The sequence below is a fragment of the Pseudactinotalea sp. Z1732 genome (assembly GCF_049724975.1).
Taxonomy (GTDB): domain Bacteria; phylum Actinomycetota; class Actinomycetes; order Actinomycetales; family Beutenbergiaceae; genus CALKWS01.
On sequence record NZ_JBMPQC010000010.1, the window covers coordinates 82,207 to 99,234 of the forward strand.

Below are 17,028 nucleotides of genomic sequence, written 5' to 3' on the forward strand. Positions count from 1 at the left end.
CGAGACAGGAGCCGAGATGGACGTGAGCAACAAGTGCGCAACCTGCGCATGGCAGGGGCCGATGGAACCGACCATAGTCGGCGCGTTCCTTGACTTACATCGGGCACTGCACCCGCTGGCGCTCCACTTCGCCTGGACGCTTGTCGGGCCGATCTTGCGGAGGTTGCCATGGAAGTGAATAACCACTGGTTTACCGGGGCGGACGGAACCACCTGGGTCCGCCTAGACGACGCTGAACGCCGAGTGGCCGCCGTTATTGGCCAGCGCGACCAGGCCCGTGACATCGCCGTGGCGTTGGAGCAGGAGAACGCCTATCTGGGCGCCGAACTGGACAATGCGCACAGTTACCTGCTCGGGCCACTGCCGGAGGCGCAGCGATGAGTGACCAGACCCGAGCCGCGCTCGATGACGCCATCCGCGCCCACCTGGCCGACGAGGACCCCGACGGCGGCATGGTCGCCCACTGGGCACTCGCCGTGGGCCTTATCAGCTCCGACGATGACGAGAGTCCGATGTGGTTCGATTCCCCCACTCGGGCAGGCGCCATACGTCACTACCGGACTGCACCAACTCGGGCTCCGCATCAGCAGCGAGGCGGGCCGCGATGACTGACCAGTGGACCTGCCCCACCTGCCGGAAGCGGTATGTCGTGCCGTCGCTGGCTGAGATGTGCAAACGCAAACACGACCAGGAGGACGAGTGAGCAGCAACCAGTGGGGCATCCGCACCTCCGCCGTATCCGTGGCCGAGGGAATCGTCGCCAAAGAGAACCTGGAGTTCATCGCCGCACGCTGGCCCGACCTGCGAGCCCGCCTGCGACCATCGCGAGGGCTGGACCTGGGCACCGCGCGACCGGCACCAGCGTCCCGCCCGCCCATCAACCTGGCCGTGTCCGACCTCATGCACGAGATCGCCGTGGAAGCCGAGGCCCTGGCGCACGTGCTCATGGACGAAGCCGACTGGACCCCGGTCACCTCATCCATGCCAGGGCTGCTCAGCGACGTGGCCCAGCGTTACGGGCACTGGATCGCCGGTGACGACCGCACCGCGCTGGCCTTCATCGACTGGGCCGAGGACTACCGGCACAAAGTTGAGCGCACCCTGGAGAAGCCCGTCCCGCCGTCATACATCGGCCCCTGCCGCCTCGACCTGTGCGAGGGCAGCGTCTACTACCGGCGCGGGCAGACTGTGGGCAAGTGCGACACCTGCCGCAACACGTGGGATCTCATCGCACAGCGCGACCTCGTGCGACGGGCGCTCGAAGTTAGGCTCATGACCCAATCCGAGATCGTCTCAGCGCTCACCGTCATGGACATCCCCCGCGGCATCAAGACCGTCAACTCATGGGTGCGGCGCGGCAGGCTGACCGAGGTGTCGCCCAGGTTGTACCGGTTCGCCACCGCACTCGACCTGGCGCAGCAGACGCCGGGCCGCAATGAAAGGATCAACACATAAAGACCTCCGGTTCACCCTTCGGCTGGTGCCCCAGCACTGAGGCTCCCGTCGTTGACAGCAACGGCCGACGTGACCACGAATGGATCACCGACGCCACCATCAGCAGCCCCGTCGAGACGCGCTACTGCGTCCACTGCAAGGCCGTCGTCACCGAGTCCGTGCCCATGTCGGAGCAGGAGCGGTTCCTGTTCGAGCAGGGGGAGGTCCGACCGGGTGGACGACACGCCCAGCCCCGAGGCGGTTGACCATGACCAGGGTGCAGAGTAGCGTTGCGGTGTGATGGGGCTTCTGGCCCCGGACGCAGGCCCCGACCTCCATAGGTGCGGGGCCTTAGTTGTGCCAGGGGTAGCCCGCCACCGGCGCCCCCGCTACCGGCATCCCCAGCCACCAGCCTCCCCGTAGGCCACGCCCCCGCACGGGGCCACGCGCACACCCAGTACACGCACACAGGGCAGGTGAACACACCCATGGCAGCCCGCCACCGGTGCCCCGGAACCACCACCCACCCCAACGGCACCACCGCCCCCTGCCCCCACCTACTACCACCAGGCACCCGCTACTGCCCCACCCACGCCCGCGCCTACGAGGCCCGCAGGGGCACCCCCACCGCACGGGGGTACGGCGCCCCCCACCGTAGGGAGAGGGCCAGGTGGCAAGCCCGCATCGACGCAGGCGAAACGATCTATTGCGCAGACGGCTGCGGACAACAAATCACCGGAACAGCGTGGCAACTCGGACACAACGAAGAGCGAACGCGCTGGATCGGACCACAAACCGTAGCCTGCAACACCGCCGAAGGTGGGCGGGCAGCGACCGACCCGAACCGACGCCGAAGGTAAAGCGGAGGTCAATCGAGGGGTGGGGGGTGACCCCGACCCGCCCCCGCCCCTGACCGCCGGGGAGGGGAGAAAATGGTGCGGAGGGTTCAAACCCTTTCGCCCCCCGGTTCGGCAAAGGGTTCCCCAAGTTCTCACCTGATATTCGCCGGCTGGGCGCGATGCCCGCCGACCCCCGATGTTGGCGCGATGCCAACTTGGAGTTGATCACCATGACCAGTGGAGGCAGGCGTAACAGGTCCGGCCCGAAGGCGGACGAGGAGTCTGGCCGTTCTGACCGCCGTGGCTACTCGTTGACGGCGTTGCCGGCCGAGGGTTACGACGGTGCGGCGCCGGAGTTTCCGTTGATGCCTCGGCGCGTGCTGCGCTGGGAGCACGAGGACAAGCGCAGGTTCCAGGTTGTCGATGACGAGATGACGGCACTCGTCGCTGACCGCGAGCAGGCGCTGTGGGAGTGGGCGTGGTCCACGCCGCAGGCGTGCGCCTGGTCGATGCCCTCTGAGATGTGGCGGATTCACACGATTGCGATGTGGGTGCGCACGTTCGTGATCTGCGAGAGTGACGAGGCCACGGCTGCTGACAAGTCGTCCCTGCACCGGTTCGCTGATCAGATCGGGATGACGACGGCTGGCCTGGCTGAGATGGGCTGGAAAGTCGCCACCGATGAGGTTGCCGAGCGTGCCGCCGAGAAGCCGGAGGAGGGTAAGCCGCGCCAGTCGTCTCGTGACCGGATGAAGGTTGTTCCCGGTGGCTGACGAGTGGGTGGTGGACTTCCCGAGCCTTGGTTTTTTGTGCGCGGACTGGATCGAGGCGCACTGCAAGGTCGCTGATGGCTGGTCCATGGGCGACCCGTTCATTCACGACGGCTGGCAGTTGTGGTGCACGGTCAACTTCTACCGGGTGAAGCGGGATGCGAAGTTCACCCCTTCCCGACCGGCTGGTGCGCCGATGTTCGCCAACCGGCGCGGGCTGGTGGTTGGTCCGCAGAAGACGGGTAAGTCGCCGTGGGGTGCGTCGATCACCGCGTTTGAGGCTGTCGGGCCGTGCATCTTCGCCGGCTGGGCTGAGGGTGGCGAGGTTTACCGGTGTGAGGACCACGGGTGCTCGTGCGGCTGGTCCTACGTGTATGAGCCGGGCGAGCCGATGGGTATTCCGCGGCCGATGTCCACGATCCAGTTGCTTGCCACGGCTGAGGATCAGACCGATAACGTCTACCGCCCGTTGCAGGAGATGATCCGACGCGGCCCGCTCAGTGAGCAGATGAAGGTCCGTGAAGGGTTCATCCGGACACCGAACAACGGGCGGATCGACCCGATTACATCTGCCCCGAACAGCAAGTTGGGTAACCCGATCCACTTCGCCTTGGCGGATGAGTCCGGGCTGTACGTGGGCAAGTTGCTGAAGGTGTGGCAGACGATGCGCCGCGGGTTGGCGGGCATGGGTGGCCGCGGGCTGGAGATCACGAACCCCTGGGACCCGATGGACAACAGCGCCGCGCAGCAGACCTACCAGTCACGGGCCAGGGACATCTTCCGGTTCTACCGCAAGCCGCCGAACGGTCTGGACTTCACACTGAAGCGCGACCGGCGCAAGATCCTGGCCTACGTGTACGAGGGTTCGCCGTGGGCGGACCTGAACGCGATCGAGGCCGAGGCGGCGGAGATCATCACGACGGACCCGGCACAGGCGCAGCGGTTCTACGGGAACATGCTGGTGCAGGGCTTGGGTTCGTACATGCCCGAGGCGCTGTGGGATGAGACCACGGCTCCGCAGTCGGTGCCGGATGGCACGCCGGTGGCGATGGGGTTCGACGGCTCTCGGTCGGGCGACTGGACGGCGCTGCGGTTGGAGACTCGCGACGGGTACCGGTTCACCCCGACCTACGGGCCGGATGCGCGGCCGGCGTTCTGGAATCCGGATGAGTGGGACGGGCGCATCCCTCGGGGTGAGGTGAACGCTGCGGTGGCGGAGATGTTCGCTCGGTTCAAGGTGGGCCGGTTCTACGTGGACCCCCGTCACTGGGAGACGCAGGCCGATGAGTGGGCGCTGGCACACGGTGATGACGTGGTGGCGTTGTGGCACACGAACTCCCCGCCCCGCATGTTCGATGCGCTGTCCCGGTTCCTGGAGGACACCGCCGAAGGGCTGACCACGCACGACGGCGACGAGACCGCTAAGACTCACGCGCTGAACGCCCGGAAGGTCGCCAAGCCGGGCGATAAGTACATGCTCGGCAAGCCATCTGAGCATCAGAAGATCGACATTCTCATGGCCGACATCTTGGCTCACGAAGCCGCATCCGACATGCGCGCCCTGGGCTGGGCGGTTGACACCGGACCCAAGTACCTCAGGCTGCCCCGCTGACCCACTGAATGGAGGGAACCCGCATGCTGACACCCTCCGAGATTCAGATAGTGGAGCAGTTGAAGGCGGAACTGGACGCCCGGTACTGGGAGGATGAGCGGCATTACCGGTATTACAGGTTGCGGCAGACGTTGGAGCACCTGGGGATGGCGATCCCGCCGAACATGCGCCGGTTCACGGTGTTCGCGAACTGGCCTCGGGTGGTGGTTCGGACCATTGCGGGCCGGCAGAAGGTGCGGGCGCTCATCCTTCCTGGGGAAGAACAGGCGGACCCCCGGTTGCGGGCGATCTGGGACGCGTCGAACCTGACGGCGCACACTAAGATGTTCCGGCGCGATGCGCTGATCTCGGGGCGTGCCTACATGTCGGTGGGCGCCAACGAACACAACCCTGAGTTGCCGCTGGTGCGCGTGGAGTCCCCCCGCGAGATGGAAGCGTTGGTGGACACCCGCACCGAGACGATGACGGCCGCGGCCCGGTTCTTCGGCAAGGACGCGTTTGGCATGGGGCCGACGAACGTCACGCTGTATCTGCCGGAAGAGACGATCTGGATCGAGAAAGACGAGAGTGGCAAGTGGCGCGAGCAGGACCGCGACTCCCACGGCCTCGGTTCCGTGCCCGTGGTGATGCACCTCAACGAGCGACTGTCCGGTGCGGGGTTTGAGGGCGAGTCGGAACTGACCGACGTTATTGACCTAACCGATGCGGTGGCCCGGTCGCTCACGAACCTACAGTTCGCCCAGGAGGGCCACGGTGTGCCTGGCAAGTGGGCCACCGGTGTGCAGTCCGGTGACTTCGTTGATGAGAACGGCAAGCCGATCTCGATGTTCGAGGCGTACTACGACGTCATCAACATGCTCACCGACAAGGACGCCAAGTGGGGACAGTTCCGGGCCGCGGACTTGAAGAACTTCGAGACCGCACTGAACATCTACGGCGGCCAAGCGGCCCTGTCCTACGGGTTCCCAGCGCGCTACTTCGGCATCAACACCACCAACCCGCCCGCCGAAGGCACGGTCCGCGCTGACGAGATCGAGTTGATCAACGGCGTGGAGGATAAGAACGAAGCGGAGGGAATGGTGCTCGGTTGGATCGGCGCCTTAGCCCTGCGGTTCGCCACCGGTGAGTGGGTCGAAGGTAACCGGGTGCGGGTTGACTACTTCGACCCCGGCACCCCGACGATCGCCCAGCGGGTGGATGCGCTAGCAAAACTGCGCGCCACCCGGGACATCTCCCGCGAAGGCATGTGGGACGAGATGGGCTGGACCGAACCCAGGAAGGCTAAGGAGCGGCAGTACCTGGCCGAGGAAATCGCCCAGGAGTCCGCCGTAGACCTATCCTTCCTGAACCGCGGCGAGGACACAGGGGCCGTGTCTGCGCTGGACCCGGATGAGGTCAAGAAGCGCGCCGATGCGATGGCCGCCCTGTATCGTGCCGGCGTTGAGCCAGAGGACGCCGCGCAGCAGGCGGGGTTGGCGGGCATCCGGTTCCGCCCGGGCGTGCAGCCGATCACGATTCGCCGCGATAGCGAGTAGTCCGTGCCGGCCCAGAATCTGCCGGCGCCCTACGCCGCTTACGTGCGAGAGCAGCGACGCATGGCCCGCGGCGCGGTCGCCGAGGTGCGCAGGCAGTGGCGGCGCACGGGGGACGACTTCGACGCGTCGTGGGAGTCCGTGGGGACGGCGATCCTGACCACCACTGGCGCCACGCAGCATCAGGTGGCCGAGTTGGCTGGGGAGTTCATCCCGGACTACATGGACCAGGCGTTCACCCGGCCACCACCGGCGCCGGTTGGCAGGGTCAACCCGAACTCGCTGGTCGGTGTGGCTGGGGACGGGCGCACCGCCGAGGGGCTGATGTATGGGGCGGTGACTCGCACCAAGAGCGCAGTTGGGTCCGGATTGACGCCGCAGCAGGCCAGGGCCGCTGGGTTGGCGTGGATCACCATGGCGACCACAACGCTGCTCGCTGACACCATCAGAGCCGGCGAAGTTGTCGGCGGAGCAACCCGCGGTGGGATCTCGTTCGTCCGGGCGATCCAACCCGGGGCATGCGCCAGGTGCGCGATCCTCGCCGGCCGCACCTACTCATCACGGCAAGCATTCGAGCGCCACCCCGGCTGCCTGTGCACTCACCTGCCAGTGAGTCCCGACATGTCCGACCTGGCGGCGAAAGCGGAAGGGTATGCGGTCAGCCCCGAAGAGTACTTCGAGGAACTGTCCGAGGCCGAGCAAGAGCGTATCTTCACCAAGGCCGGGGCCGAGGCGATCCGCAACGGCGCCGACCCCACACAGGTTGTGAACGCACGCCGCGGGATGAGCCGGGCGCAGTCTGGGCGGCTGACCCGTGACGCACGCGGCACGTACACCACAGCGGAAGGTGCGACCCGGCGCGGCATGTATGGCCGCCGATCCGGTGGCGCACCCCGACTGATGCCCGAGTCCATTGTCGAGATCGCCGACGGCAACGTGGACCGGATGCAGGACTTGCTGCGCCAGTACGGCTACATCTGGCGCTGACACACAGACTCCCAGTGGCGCGAGGTCGCTGGGTTATGACTCCGAGAGGGAGATCGCCACCATGCACAACCTACGTTCGCTCACCCCGGCCACCTCCGGGTGGACGCCACAGCCCAGGCAACAACAGGCGCAGCAAACCACCCCGAAGCCCACCGAGCCCCCGAAGCCCGAAGGCGAGCCGGATGAACCTGAGCCTCACGCGGACGCGACTGACAACGGGTTCAAGTCCGAACATTCCAAGCAGTCCGTGTTGTCCGACCTGGCCAAAGAGCGCACTGAGCGGCAGCAGTTGAAGGCTGAGCTCGACGCGTTCAAGTCCTCCGTTGCTGAGGCGTTCGGCGTGAAGCCCGAACCTGCTGACGACGGAAAAGACCTCTTGTCTGAGTTGCAGGATCAAGTTGCGACAATGCGGCACGAGTCCGCGCTGTTGCGGCTGGCGAACCAGCACAAGATCACCGACGAGCAAGACCTCGAACTTCTTGGCACCGCGAAGGATGCCGAGGCGATGGAAGTCCTAGCCAAGCGACTCGCTCCCAGCGAGGACGGTGGCCAGGGTTCGGGCATTCCGAAGCCGGATCTCACCCAAGGCGCCCGGGGCGAACCCGTCCGCGCCGAGGCGCTGCCCGGCGTTCCCCGCATGGCCCAGGCGTTCGATGACGCCATGAGCAACACCCGTAAGTAACCGCCGACCCATCCGGGGCGGCACCAACAATGAAAGGAGTGTGATCGGCCATGGCCGTCACCCTCGCACAGGCAGCCGCCCTGGAGACGTCTCCCGTCCGCCGGGGCGCGCTGGAAACTGCTGTAGAAGTGTCCCAGGTGTGGGACCGCTTGCCCTTCGAGAACATCGAGGGCAACGCCTACGCCTACGACAAGGACAAGGTGCTCCCGGGCACCGCGTTCCGTACCGTCAACGAGGCGTACGTGGAGTCCACCGGCGTGATCAACCAGGACACCGAGCGTCTGGTGATCCTCGGTGGCGACGCCGACGTGGATCAATTTATCGAGAAGACCATGCAGTCCTCGCGAGGGGTACTCATGGCCGATCAAGTCCGCATGAAACTGGAGTCCGCGCAGGCCACCTACGTGGACACCATGTTCAACGGAGACGTTGAGGTTGACCCGAAGTCGTTCGATGGATTGCGCAAGCGACTCATCGGCGGGCAGGTCATCGACTCCGTCGCGCCTGCCACCGAAGAGGCGTTCCTAGACGAACTGGATGCCCTGTTCGGCCAGGTCACCGGCGGTGCTCCCGATGTGGTCTACGGCCCTGGCACGATCATCTCGCGCCTGAAGTCGCTGGGCCGGAAGGTTGGCGGTGCGGAGTACATCAACTCCGAGATCACGGGCAAGCGGGAGTTCACCTGGAACGGTGTGCCGTTCATCGATCCGGGCGAGCACTGGTCTGGTCGCGCCATCCTCGGCGTTGATCCGACCAACGGCGGCGACTTGTACGCCGTGAAGTTCGCTTCGGGCATCGGCGTGTCCGGCGTCCTGGGTATCACCAACGGTGGGCTCCAGGCGTACTACCTGGGTGAACTCGACGAGAAGCCCGCAGTGCGCACCCGAATCGACTTCTACACCGGGTTCGTTGTCCAGGGCGGTAAGGCCGCCGCACGCCTGCGCGGCGTGACCACCAACTGAGAACGGGAGGGGTAACCATGGCACGCACCAAAGCGCCCAAGACCACGCGGCTGTCGAACGATGTGACCAAGCCGCAGCCCACCGACCCCGGGGACGCCCCGGCGGACACCTACGACCCGAAGGAACGCGCATCCAGTGCGCGCCCAGACAAGGCCGCAGCGGCCGCGGATGGGCACCAGACGGTCAACGCGGTGGTGAAGTCCGGCGAAGTGCCGGACAACACCCCGACCGGGACGCGTTCGGAGACTTACGAGCGCGTCGGCCCGGACGGCACCACCGTCTACGTGACGCACAACTACGACACCGGCGAGACCGCGGTGTCCGACACGCCCCCCGCGGGCTGAGTAGAGGGGGTGGGGCGGTCATGTCTTTCGCGAATCTAACCGACGTTGCGGACCGACTTGGCCGCCCCATCACCGACCCTGACGAGATCAAGCAAGTCAACGCCTGGATCGGTGACGTTGAGGCGATCATCCGATCCCGCATCCCCGACCTTGACGAGCGGATCGCGGCCGGCGCTCCCACGGTTGAGATCGTCGCCATGGTCACCACGAACGCCGTGGTGCGCAAGGCGCTCAACCCGACCGGCAAGCAGAACGAACGGATCGACGACTACTCCTACGGGCTGACCGAGGACGCCGCCCGCGGCGACCTGTTCCTTACCGAGTCCGAGTGGGGGATGCTGCTGCCCCACGCCGGCGCTGGCGGGTTCTCCACCCGCCCAGGCTTCGAGCCTGACCGGAGGACGCTGTGGCCTCGTCGGTGAGCGCGGCCCTGTACTCGGGCCGGATCGCGGCCGAGCGGCTGATGACCGACCAGTGTGTGATCCGCCGGCCCACCGGGAACATGGTCACGGACCCGGAGACGTTCGAGGACGTGCCGGAACTGATCGTGATCTACGACCCGCGACAAGGCCCGCATTTCGGTAAATGCAAAGTTCAGAGTCACGAAGCCTTTGAACAGGAACGCGAATCCGCAGGACTTACCCAAATCATAAACCGGGTGAGAGTCGATATCCCAGTAGGTGTAGCGCGGATAATGCCGGAAGACGTAATCACCATTCTGGACAGCATTGACCCTTTGCTTATCGGGCAGAGTTACCGGGTTACGGTTGAGGCACCCTACGCTACACACAAGACCGCATATCGAATCGCGGTGGAACTGAACGTGGGACTAGAGGTTCCACCGTTTAACCCGAATTAGCGGTAGAATTACAGAAAGAAGCGGCCCCCGGGAGTTCGCACCTCCCGAGGGCCTACCGACTACCTGGCAAGAGGTAACCGGCATGGCTGACACTACCCGTACCTGCAAGTCCTGTGGCGACACGAAGCCGCTCACTGAGTACTACCTGGCAAGAGGTCGCCCCCGCGGCTCATGCAAGGACTGCGTGCGAGCCAGGGTTAGGGCCAACTATCACGCCAACCGCGAGGCGCGGCGAGCGAAGGGCCTGGAGTACCGGAATGCGAACCGGGAGGCGTTGCGCGCAGCGGCCCGAGAATGGTACCGCCAGAACAAAGAGAAGAGCAGGCTTAACGCCTTGCGGTGGTCTCGCGAGAATCCAGAGTACTACCGCGAATACAACAGGCGCTGGTATCAGGAAAACCGTGAGTCCCGGATTCAGCAGATAGCCGCCTACCACGCTGAGAACTACGAAGCGCGCTTACGCTGGAACCGGGAGCACTTGTCTCGGCGCAGGGCGCGAATGGCTGGCGTTCAGGTCATTCCCTTTTCGCCCGAACAACTCGTGGCCCGGATTGCCTTCTATGGCGGGGTCTGTTGGATCTGCCGCGAGGTTCCGTATGAGGAATTGGATCACGTCAAGCCGGTGAAGGCTGGTGGGCCGCATATGCTGGCGAACCTTCGCCCGGCATGTCGTAGTTGCAATGCATCCAAGAACGCTTCGTGGCCGTTCGTTGCCCCTGGGCCTAGTTAGGAGGTGCCGCCGTGGGACGGGTGACCATTGACGCTTCTGAGGTGCGCGCCCTGGCTGAGGACATGCGCCGGATCGACTCGCGGTTGTCGCGGCATGTGCGGCCGGTGGTGGAGCGCGGGGCGGTGCAGATCAAGAACGACCTGCAAGCGGAGATGCGTAAGTCTCGGCACTTCGCCCCGGTGGCTCGCGGGATCTCGTATGACATGCGGTCCCCTGGTGGGGCGTATGAGGCTGAGATCGGCCCAGAGAAGGGCTCCCCTGGCTCGCTCGCCAATATCGCATATTTCGGGGATTCCCTCGGAGCCGGGACGGTGGAAGACCCAACAGCCGCGTTGGAGCGTGAGGCGCCGAAGTTCGCCGATGCGTTGGCTGACCTCGCGGCAGAGTTGGCGCTTGGCCCATGATGGCGCACCTGAACGCGATGAAGGCTCTCATTGAGTCTGAGCGTGGGTTCACCGTATACATCATTTCGGTGCCGAAGCCGAACAGTATTCGGTACCCGTATGTGCTGATCTCGCCGGGCTACGGGCGGCCTGGTGAGCGGCCGTTGAATGAGCGGTTGGATTCCATCGACCATGACTTGCAGGTGCGGTCTGTGGGCACGTCTCCGGCGTCTGCGCTGGGGCTGTTGGGTGCGGTGCGTGAGGTGCTGTCACCTGGTCGTGGCCCGCGGCGTCTGGTGGTGCCTGACAGGAAGGCGACGGTCAAGTTTCTGCGGCATGAGATGACCGACCAGGACCGCGATGTGCGGGTGACTGCGACGGGTCAGCACCCGATCTTCGGTGTGGACGCTTTCCACTTGCTCTCCACCCCGCAACGGGCCGGCTGAGCCCTGTTTCTATCTGTCCCCTGTGCCGCCTGGCGCTGGGGTTCACCGAGATGCCCGAGGAGGGCTGACATGGCGCACACCACTGCGTATCGCAGCAGGGATGGCAAGAAGGTCCGCATCCCTGAGCACTGGCTCGGGCACAAGGTGCTCGGCCGTCCGTTCCGCAAGACCCCACCCACCAAGACGGTGGACACCCCGGCGGCTACCGGCGGGGCCGAGAAGAAGAAGGAGAACTGACCGATGGCCTACACAGCCGCTGATGCGTCGCAGAAGGTGACGCTCGTGCTCGACCCGCCCGAGGATCTGTTGACCGTCACGGCCGCAGACCTGAACGCCGGGCTCGACATCCACAACGACATCCTGAAGACCGACTTCCAGGCCACGGCTACGGATTCGACCACGCACAATGACACCCCGCTGGGCAGCAAGGGGCAGTGGACGAACTTCGCCGGCCGCAACGCGAACGCCTCGGTGACCGTGTTGCGTGACCTGGACGAGACTGGCCGCCCTGATGCGGTGTCGTCCAGCGAGACGACTTTCGCTGCCGTGCGGGAGCCGGGCACTCGTGTGGGCCTGTTCGTGCGGAAGGGTCCGGACCCGGATGAGGACTGGCAGGCCGACGATGAGGTTCGCTGGGGCGGGGTCGTGCAGACCGATGTGCCGCGTGAGCCGTCTGACCCGAACGACGGGTTCATCAAGGTTGTTGTGCCGCTCGGGGTTCAGGACTTCGAGACGTACTTCAACGTGGCCGCGAACGTCGTCTGACCAATGACGCCCCGGCGGGGCGGGCTGGGGTCAGGTCCCCCGCCCCGCCGGGGTCACCAACCGGACCTGACCGCCTGGACCTGACCGCATCTGACGATTGGACCTGACATGACTGACGAAACCCTCGGCTCCCGCAAGGCAAAGGCCGAACCCATCGAGGACGAGGCCCTGGGGCAGGCGGCACCGGACCCGGACGAACCGGAGATCCTGGACATCCCCGCCGACCTCACCCCCGAAGACTTCGACTTCGACGAGTTCGTGCAAGGCGCCCGCCCGAACCGCCACGCCATCCGCGTCCCGGTGCGCGGTGACCTACTGGGGCGGATGCAGATGCTCGTGATGCGCATCGAGGAAGCCGAACGCGCCGGCCAGGACGTAGACGAACTGGTGGGCGAGTACGAGGAAGCCAAGGCTGAGTTCGAGGCAAACCGGCCGTTGTTCATCATGGAGGGACGCTCCACTACCCGCCGCCGCCAGATCGAGAAGCACCTGGAGAAACTCGGTGTGCAGCGTCCCGGCAAGAAGGCCACCGACGAAGAGTACGGGGATTACGCCAAGACGGTGATGCTGCACCAGTTGGCTGACCAGGTGGTGCACCCCAAGGGTGTGACCGCTGAGGGCCTGGAGGCGCTGATGGAAGTCAACGAGCCCGCTGTGGATCTGATCTATGCGGCTGGGCAGCGCGCCAACAGTGTGGCGGCGAAGGCGCCGGTGAGGCCGGATTTCTCTCACGGGCGCTGAGGCATCACCCGTACTGGCTGACGGTGCTGCGCACGGGCAGGAAATACGGGGCGTACCCGTGCGCACACCTTGGCCTACCTCGCGACCCGGAAGTTGATTTCCTGCTCACCACGGCCCTGGAACTGTACGAAGAGGGGCTGTGTCCGGGCGGGTGCGGGCAGCACATGGACGAGGCCCACGACGAGGCCAACCATGGCCGGTACGAGCGCAAGACGGTGACGTGCCAGGCGTGCGCCGCGAACCACCCCGGCGATGACCACAAGCCGCAACCGGGCGAGTTGGCCTATGTGTGGCGCAACCCGAAACCGCCACGGAAGCGGCGGGGCAGGGGGAAGGTCGGCAAGGCGCGGGCTGGTTAGCGGTCCATGCGTCCGGAGAACTGCGCATAGATCAACACGCCGAACCCCAATAAGGCGACGAAGATCCCGAGTGCTGCGGTTTCGATGTTGCTGACGGCGGCGATGGTGCCGCTGATGGCGATCAGCGCCCCAATCCCGGATGCGATCGCCTTCTCTGCCCCGCCCTTTCGCTGCTTCTTCTGTGTGTCCATGCCTTGAGTTTGCCTTACTTCGACGCCGGACGGGGGTGATTCCGTGTCCACTCGCTCAATAGCGGTTCGCCTCCGGGCCGAGGTCACCGACTTCAACCGTGAGATCTCGTCTGCTGCCTCGTCGCTGGACCAAGTGGTCAAGAAGTCCGGCGAGGGTGAGCGGGCAGCGGACACCTTTGCAGGCCGGGTGGCACAGTCGGCCCGCCTCCAGCGCCAGGAGTGGACCACGGTCGGCTCCACCTTGGTTGGTGTCGGCGCGGCCGTGACCGGCCTTGGCGCCGCCGTCCTTCACACCGGGATCCAGTACAACACCTTGCGACAGACGGCCACGGCTGGTCTCACGACCATGCTCGGTTCCGCCGAGGCAGCGGCGGCGCAAATGGACCGCCTGGACCACTTCGCCTCCACGAGCCCGTTCGCCCGCCAGGTGTGGATCACCGCCCAACAGCAACTGATCGGCTTCGGCGTCGAGGCCGGTCGCGTCATCCCCATCCTCGATGGAGTGCAGGATGCCGTCGCTGCGGTCGGCGGGTCGAACTCTGACATCGAGAGCATCGTCTACGCGCTTGCGCAGATGCAGTCGCAAGGGCGCCTGACTGGACAAACGCTCAACCAGGTCGGCCAGTACGGCATCGACATGGCGACGATCTTGGGCGAGCAGATGGGTGTCTCCGGTCAGGAGATCCGCAACATGGCAATGAAGCCGGGTGGCATCCCGGTTGAGCAGATCTGGGACCCGCTTGTCGCCGGCCTGAATGAGAACTTCGGCGGCGCCGCCGCGAACGTCCGGGAGACCTTCGAGGGTGCTGTTGACCGAGTGAAGGCTGCATGGCGTGACCTGTCGGCCACGATCGCTGCCCCGCTGGTGGACCCCGAGGGCGGCGGCGCGCTCATCACCTGGCTGAACAGCCTGGCCGATGCCATGCGTCTCTTCATGCGCCTGCCTGACGGGTTGATCCAAACCGGAGCGGCGCTTACCGGGCTCGGTGGTGTCGCGACTCTAACTGCGGGGTCGCTGCTGTTGGCGGTCCCGCGGATTGTGGAGTTCCGGACCTCCCTAGAGACCCTTGCGAGGTCATTCCCTGTCTGGTCGAGAGCGATCGGCGGGTTCACTGGCGCCATCGCCCGGCTGGCGGGCGTGGGGGTGGTCATCGCTGGCGTTACCGCGGCGGTTGGCGCTCTCTCCGCAGCCGTGCATGATCCTGGGATTCCTCGGGACATGGAAGATATTGCGCGATCGATGCAGCGCATCTACCACGCTGGCGACGACCTGGCCAACCTTCAGATGGACCAAATCTTCTCCCAGATGGCTACGTGGGGATTCGACCGAGTGACCATCGAGTCAAACAATCTCGGCGAGGCCTTGGAGCGGTTGGCTAACCCGAGCCTGGCGGGCTCGATATCAGCATTCTTCGGATCGTTTGGCATCCCAAGTTGGATGAAGGACACCGAGGTCGCGGTCGCTGAGACCGACGCCGCGCTGGCCCACCTGGTGGACTCGGGGCACGGGGATATGGTGCGAGTGCTCTTGGAGGGTCTGGGGCTTTCCGCTGAACAACTAAGTGAACTGATGCCGCAGGCCACGGGTGCCCTGATGGCGCTGGACGATGCCGCAGAGATGGCTCGTGGCGGCATCAGCGAAGCCGACGCGGCGCTGGCAGAGATGCGCCAGGGTTGGATCGAGAACCAGGAGGCCGCTCGCGAACTGCGCGAGGCGTGGCGCGAGATGGCGATCAGCGCCAGCCAGTCCTTCGGTGACGTGATGGACGCCTATGACTCAGCGTCGGCGGCGGCTAAGGAATTCTCCGAGGATGCCACCGCATCGGCGCAGGACTGGATTGCCGCACTGAGCGCGCAGATCGACGCCCACAACAACTGGGAGTCCAACATCATCGGTGCCACTGAGCGGGCGCGGGACCTGCTCCCCCGGCACATGTGGGACGCCGCTGACGAGATGGTTGACGCCCTGATCGCGGGCGGCATGGACTCAGCCGAGGCCGCGGCCCTGCTGGTATCGATGACGGACGACGAGTTCGTGGAGTTGGCCGGCCTTGCTCGCGACCGGGGCGAGCAGGGTGGGGAAGCGTTCGCGGACGGGGTAGAGAGTGCGCGCCGTCCGGGTGTGGACATTGATGACATGCCCGCCCGGTCCGGCTTTGAAGCGCTGGTGGACGACTTCTCGAACACCACAACTGACACGAACCTGGACGTGGACCCCCGCCCGGCCATTGCCGAGGCCCTGGCGTTGATGGGCGACTGGGAAGGCACTACCACAGACACCATGCTCAGCGCCGACCCTGGCCCGGCGGTCAAGATCTTCAACGAGCAGACCGGGGCGTGGGAGCGCACTACCACCGAGACGCTGCTGGATCTGAACGAGAACCGGGCTGTGCAGGTCTTCAACCGCGAGACGGGCAGGTGGGAGCGCACAACGACTCGCACGCTGCTCGACGCCAACGACTCCCCCGCCCGCGCCACCGTCCGCGGCCTTGGTGGTTGGGCTGGGCAGCAGACGTACCGCGTGAACATCGACGCGAACGTGGCCGCCGCCCAGGCCCGAATCCGGCAGTTGAACAATCAGAGGGTCCAGGTGGGTGCGGATCTGATGCGCGCTTCCGGTGGCCCCGTCTTCGGCCCCGGCAGCGAGACGTCGGACTCGATCGCCGCCCGCCTGTCTCACAACGAGCATGTGTGGTCCGCGGCGGAGGTTCGTGGCGCGGGCGGGCATGCGGCGATGGAGCAGATGCGTGCGTGGGCCAGGGCTGGTGTGCGTGGGTTTGCCGGGGGTGGGACTCCGGCGTACCAGGCGGCTCCCCAGGTGATCCAGGTCGCGGCCCCCGCCCCCACCGAGCCGCGGTCCATTTCCGGCCCGTTGGTGCACGTGGAGCGTCTCGGCGGCGCGGACTTGTCTCAGGTTGAGGCCGCGTTTAAGTGGCAGATGGTGGGTGCGTTGTGAGCCGTACGGTGATCCATTGGCGTGGCCTCAGCATCGGGGGTGGGGACGGCCCGGTGACGATCTATTCCCTGGACGGGTGGGAGGAGCGGCCCTCACCGAGGCAGCGCACCGATCCGCGCCCTGGGCATGGTGTGTTCGGGGGGCCGGTGTGGGCTGAGGCGCGGCATGTGTTGGTGCAGGGCACCGCGCACATCTCGACGGCCCGGGATGAGTTGTTGGCTCATCTTGACCGGAACATGGGTTTTGACGGGGAGCCGGAGGATTTGACGGTTGAGCATGCGGGTCGGACGTTGACGGCGAGGGCGCGGTTGTTGCGTTTCGCGGCGAATCCGGAGCGTGGCCGGTGGGCTGGGCTTGGGTCGGGGCATGGCGGGTTCCTGTGGGCTGCGCAGTGGTCGTGTGATGACCCGTTCCGGTATGGCGACGTTTCCGCCGC

19 protein-coding genes are annotated in these 17,028 nt (G+C 65.7%); 18 read left to right on the forward strand and 1 reads right to left on the reverse strand.

Translation table 11 applies throughout. The features are described from left to right. Nucleotides 1-168 precede the first annotated feature (168 nt). From ACPL7H_RS15810 to ACPL7H_RS15890, 17 genes are all read left to right on the forward strand, one after another. Nucleotides 169-381 (forward strand): hypothetical protein, encoded by a 213-nt coding sequence (locus ACPL7H_RS15810; protein ID WP_424797758.1) that lies wholly within the window; start codon nt 169-171, stop codon nt 379-381. Between the two features lie 318 nt (nt 382-699). After that, entirely contained in the window at nt 700-1,455 is a 756-nt protein-coding gene (locus tag ACPL7H_RS15815) for a hypothetical protein (RefSeq protein WP_424797759.1), read from the forward strand. Nucleotides 1,456-2,584: 1,129 nt separating this feature from the next. Continuing rightward, on the forward strand, nt 2,585-3,046 hold the full coding sequence (locus ACPL7H_RS15820) for a hypothetical protein (protein WP_424791776.1): 462 nt from the start codon (nt 2,585-2,587) through the stop codon (nt 3,044-3,046). Next, entirely contained in the window at nt 3,039-4,655 is a 1,617-nt protein-coding gene (locus tag ACPL7H_RS15825) for a hypothetical protein (RefSeq protein ID WP_424797760.1), read from the forward strand. The genes ACPL7H_RS15820 and ACPL7H_RS15825 overlap by 8 nt, the downstream gene beginning before the upstream one ends. Before the next feature lie 23 nt (nt 4,656-4,678). Beyond that, nucleotides 4,679-6,190 (forward strand): phage portal protein, encoded by a 1,512-nt coding sequence (locus ACPL7H_RS15830; protein WP_424797761.1) that lies wholly within the window; start codon nt 4,679-4,681, stop codon nt 6,188-6,190. Between the two features lie 3 nt (nt 6,191-6,193). Next, the gene (locus tag ACPL7H_RS15835) at nt 6,194-7,174 is read left to right on the forward strand and encodes a hypothetical protein (RefSeq protein ID WP_424797762.1); all 981 of its coding nucleotides are present in this window, start codon (nt 6,194-6,196) and stop codon (nt 7,172-7,174) included. A gap of 61 nt (nt 7,175-7,235) precedes the next feature. Continuing rightward, the gene (locus ACPL7H_RS15840; RefSeq protein ID WP_424797763.1) at nt 7,236-7,856 is read left to right on the forward strand and encodes a hypothetical protein; all 621 of its coding nucleotides are present in this window, start codon (nt 7,236-7,238) and stop codon (nt 7,854-7,856) included. 50 nt (nt 7,857-7,906) lie between these two features. Next, the gene (locus ACPL7H_RS15845) at nt 7,907-8,818 is read left to right on the forward strand and encodes a major capsid protein (protein WP_424791771.1); all 912 of its coding nucleotides are present in this window, start codon (nt 7,907-7,909) and stop codon (nt 8,816-8,818) included. Nucleotides 8,819-8,835: 17 nt separating this feature from the next. After that, a complete protein-coding gene (locus ACPL7H_RS15850) occupies nt 8,836-9,162 on the forward strand; it encodes a hypothetical protein (RefSeq protein WP_424791770.1) in 327 nt (108 codons plus the stop codon). A 20-nt stretch (nt 9,163-9,182) separates the two neighbouring features. After that, a complete protein-coding gene (locus ACPL7H_RS15855; protein WP_424797764.1) occupies nt 9,183-9,584 on the forward strand; it encodes a Gp19/Gp15/Gp42 family protein in 402 nt (133 codons plus the stop codon). Then, nucleotides 9,569-10,021 carry a DUF6093 family protein gene (locus tag ACPL7H_RS15860; RefSeq protein ID WP_424797765.1) on the forward strand — a complete coding sequence of 151 codons (453 nt, stop codon included), beginning with the start codon at nt 9,569-9,571 and terminating at the stop codon, nt 10,019-10,021. Before ACPL7H_RS15855 ends, ACPL7H_RS15860 begins: the two co-directional genes overlap by 16 nt. A 499-nt stretch (nt 10,022-10,520) precedes the next feature. Next, a complete protein-coding gene (locus ACPL7H_RS15865) occupies nt 10,521-10,751 on the forward strand; it encodes an HNH endonuclease signature motif containing protein (RefSeq protein WP_424797776.1) in 231 nt (76 codons plus the stop codon). Between the two features lie 11 nt (nt 10,752-10,762). Beyond that, nucleotides 10,763-11,155 (forward strand): hypothetical protein, encoded by a 393-nt coding sequence (locus tag ACPL7H_RS15870; protein ID WP_424797766.1) that lies wholly within the window; start codon nt 10,763-10,765, stop codon nt 11,153-11,155. Next, nucleotides 11,152-11,580 carry a hypothetical protein gene (locus ACPL7H_RS15875; RefSeq protein WP_424791766.1) on the forward strand — a complete coding sequence of 143 codons (429 nt, stop codon included), beginning with the start codon at nt 11,152-11,154 and terminating at the stop codon, nt 11,578-11,580. The genes ACPL7H_RS15870 and ACPL7H_RS15875 overlap by 4 nt, the downstream gene beginning before the upstream one ends. A 69-nt stretch (nt 11,581-11,649) precedes the next feature. Beyond that, nucleotides 11,650-11,817, forward strand: a complete 168-nt coding sequence (locus ACPL7H_RS15880) for a hypothetical protein (protein ID WP_424797767.1) — start codon at nt 11,650-11,652, stop codon at nt 11,815-11,817. Between the two features lie 3 nt (nt 11,818-11,820). Further along, complete coding sequence (locus tag ACPL7H_RS15885) at nt 11,821-12,345, forward strand: hypothetical protein (RefSeq protein ID WP_424797768.1); 525 nt, start codon at nt 11,821-11,823, stop codon at nt 12,343-12,345. A 108-nt stretch (nt 12,346-12,453) separates the two neighbouring features. Further along, nucleotides 12,454-13,086, forward strand: coding sequence for a hypothetical protein (locus ACPL7H_RS15890; protein WP_424797769.1), 633 nt, complete (start codon nt 12,454-12,456; stop codon nt 13,084-13,086). A 355-nt stretch (nt 13,087-13,441) separates the two neighbouring features. Here the strand turns inward: ACPL7H_RS15890 and ACPL7H_RS15895 are convergent, their stop codons facing one another. Further along, the gene (locus ACPL7H_RS15895) at nt 13,442-13,636 is read right to left on the reverse strand and encodes a hypothetical protein (protein WP_424791762.1); all 195 of its coding nucleotides are present in this window, start codon (nt 13,634-13,636) and stop codon (nt 13,442-13,444) included. 43 nt (nt 13,637-13,679) lie between these two features. Between ACPL7H_RS15895 and ACPL7H_RS15900 the strand changes: the two genes are divergently transcribed. Continuing rightward, nucleotides 13,680-16,592, forward strand: coding sequence for a tape measure protein (locus ACPL7H_RS15900; protein WP_424797770.1), 2,913 nt, complete (start codon nt 13,680-13,682; stop codon nt 16,590-16,592). Nucleotides 16,593-17,028: the final 436 nt, after the last annotated feature.

Coding starts and splice junctions, on each gene's coding strand:
- ACPL7H_RS15885 (WP_424797768.1), top strand. CDS start 11,821: ATGGCCTACACAGCCGCTGATGCGTCGCAGAAGGTGACGCTCGTGCTC.
- ACPL7H_RS15840 (WP_424797763.1), top strand. CDS start 7,236: ATGCACAACCTACGTTCGCTCACCCCGGCCACCTCCGGGTGGACGCCA.
- ACPL7H_RS15865 (WP_424797776.1), top strand. CDS start 10,521: ATGGCTGGCGTTCAGGTCATTCCCTTTTCGCCCGAACAACTCGTGGCC.
- ACPL7H_RS15875 (WP_424791766.1), top strand. CDS start 11,152: ATGATGGCGCACCTGAACGCGATGAAGGCTCTCATTGAGTCTGAGCGT.
- ACPL7H_RS15845 (WP_424791771.1), top strand. CDS start 7,907: ATGGCCGTCACCCTCGCACAGGCAGCCGCCCTGGAGACGTCTCCCGTC.
- ACPL7H_RS15850 (WP_424791770.1), top strand. CDS start 8,836: ATGGCACGCACCAAAGCGCCCAAGACCACGCGGCTGTCGAACGATGTG.
- ACPL7H_RS15830 (WP_424797761.1), top strand. CDS start 4,679: ATGCTGACACCCTCCGAGATTCAGATAGTGGAGCAGTTGAAGGCGGAA.
- ACPL7H_RS15810 (WP_424797758.1), top strand. CDS start 169: ATGGAAGTGAATAACCACTGGTTTACCGGGGCGGACGGAACCACCTGG.
- ACPL7H_RS15855 (WP_424797764.1), top strand. CDS start 9,183: ATGTCTTTCGCGAATCTAACCGACGTTGCGGACCGACTTGGCCGCCCC.
- ACPL7H_RS15880 (WP_424797767.1), top strand. CDS start 11,650: ATGGCGCACACCACTGCGTATCGCAGCAGGGATGGCAAGAAGGTCCGC.
- ACPL7H_RS15895 (WP_424791762.1), bottom strand. CDS start 13,636: ATGGACACACAGAAGAAGCAGCGAAAGGGCGGGGCAGAGAAGGCGATC.
- ACPL7H_RS15890 (WP_424797769.1), top strand. CDS start 12,454: ATGACTGACGAAACCCTCGGCTCCCGCAAGGCAAAGGCCGAACCCATC.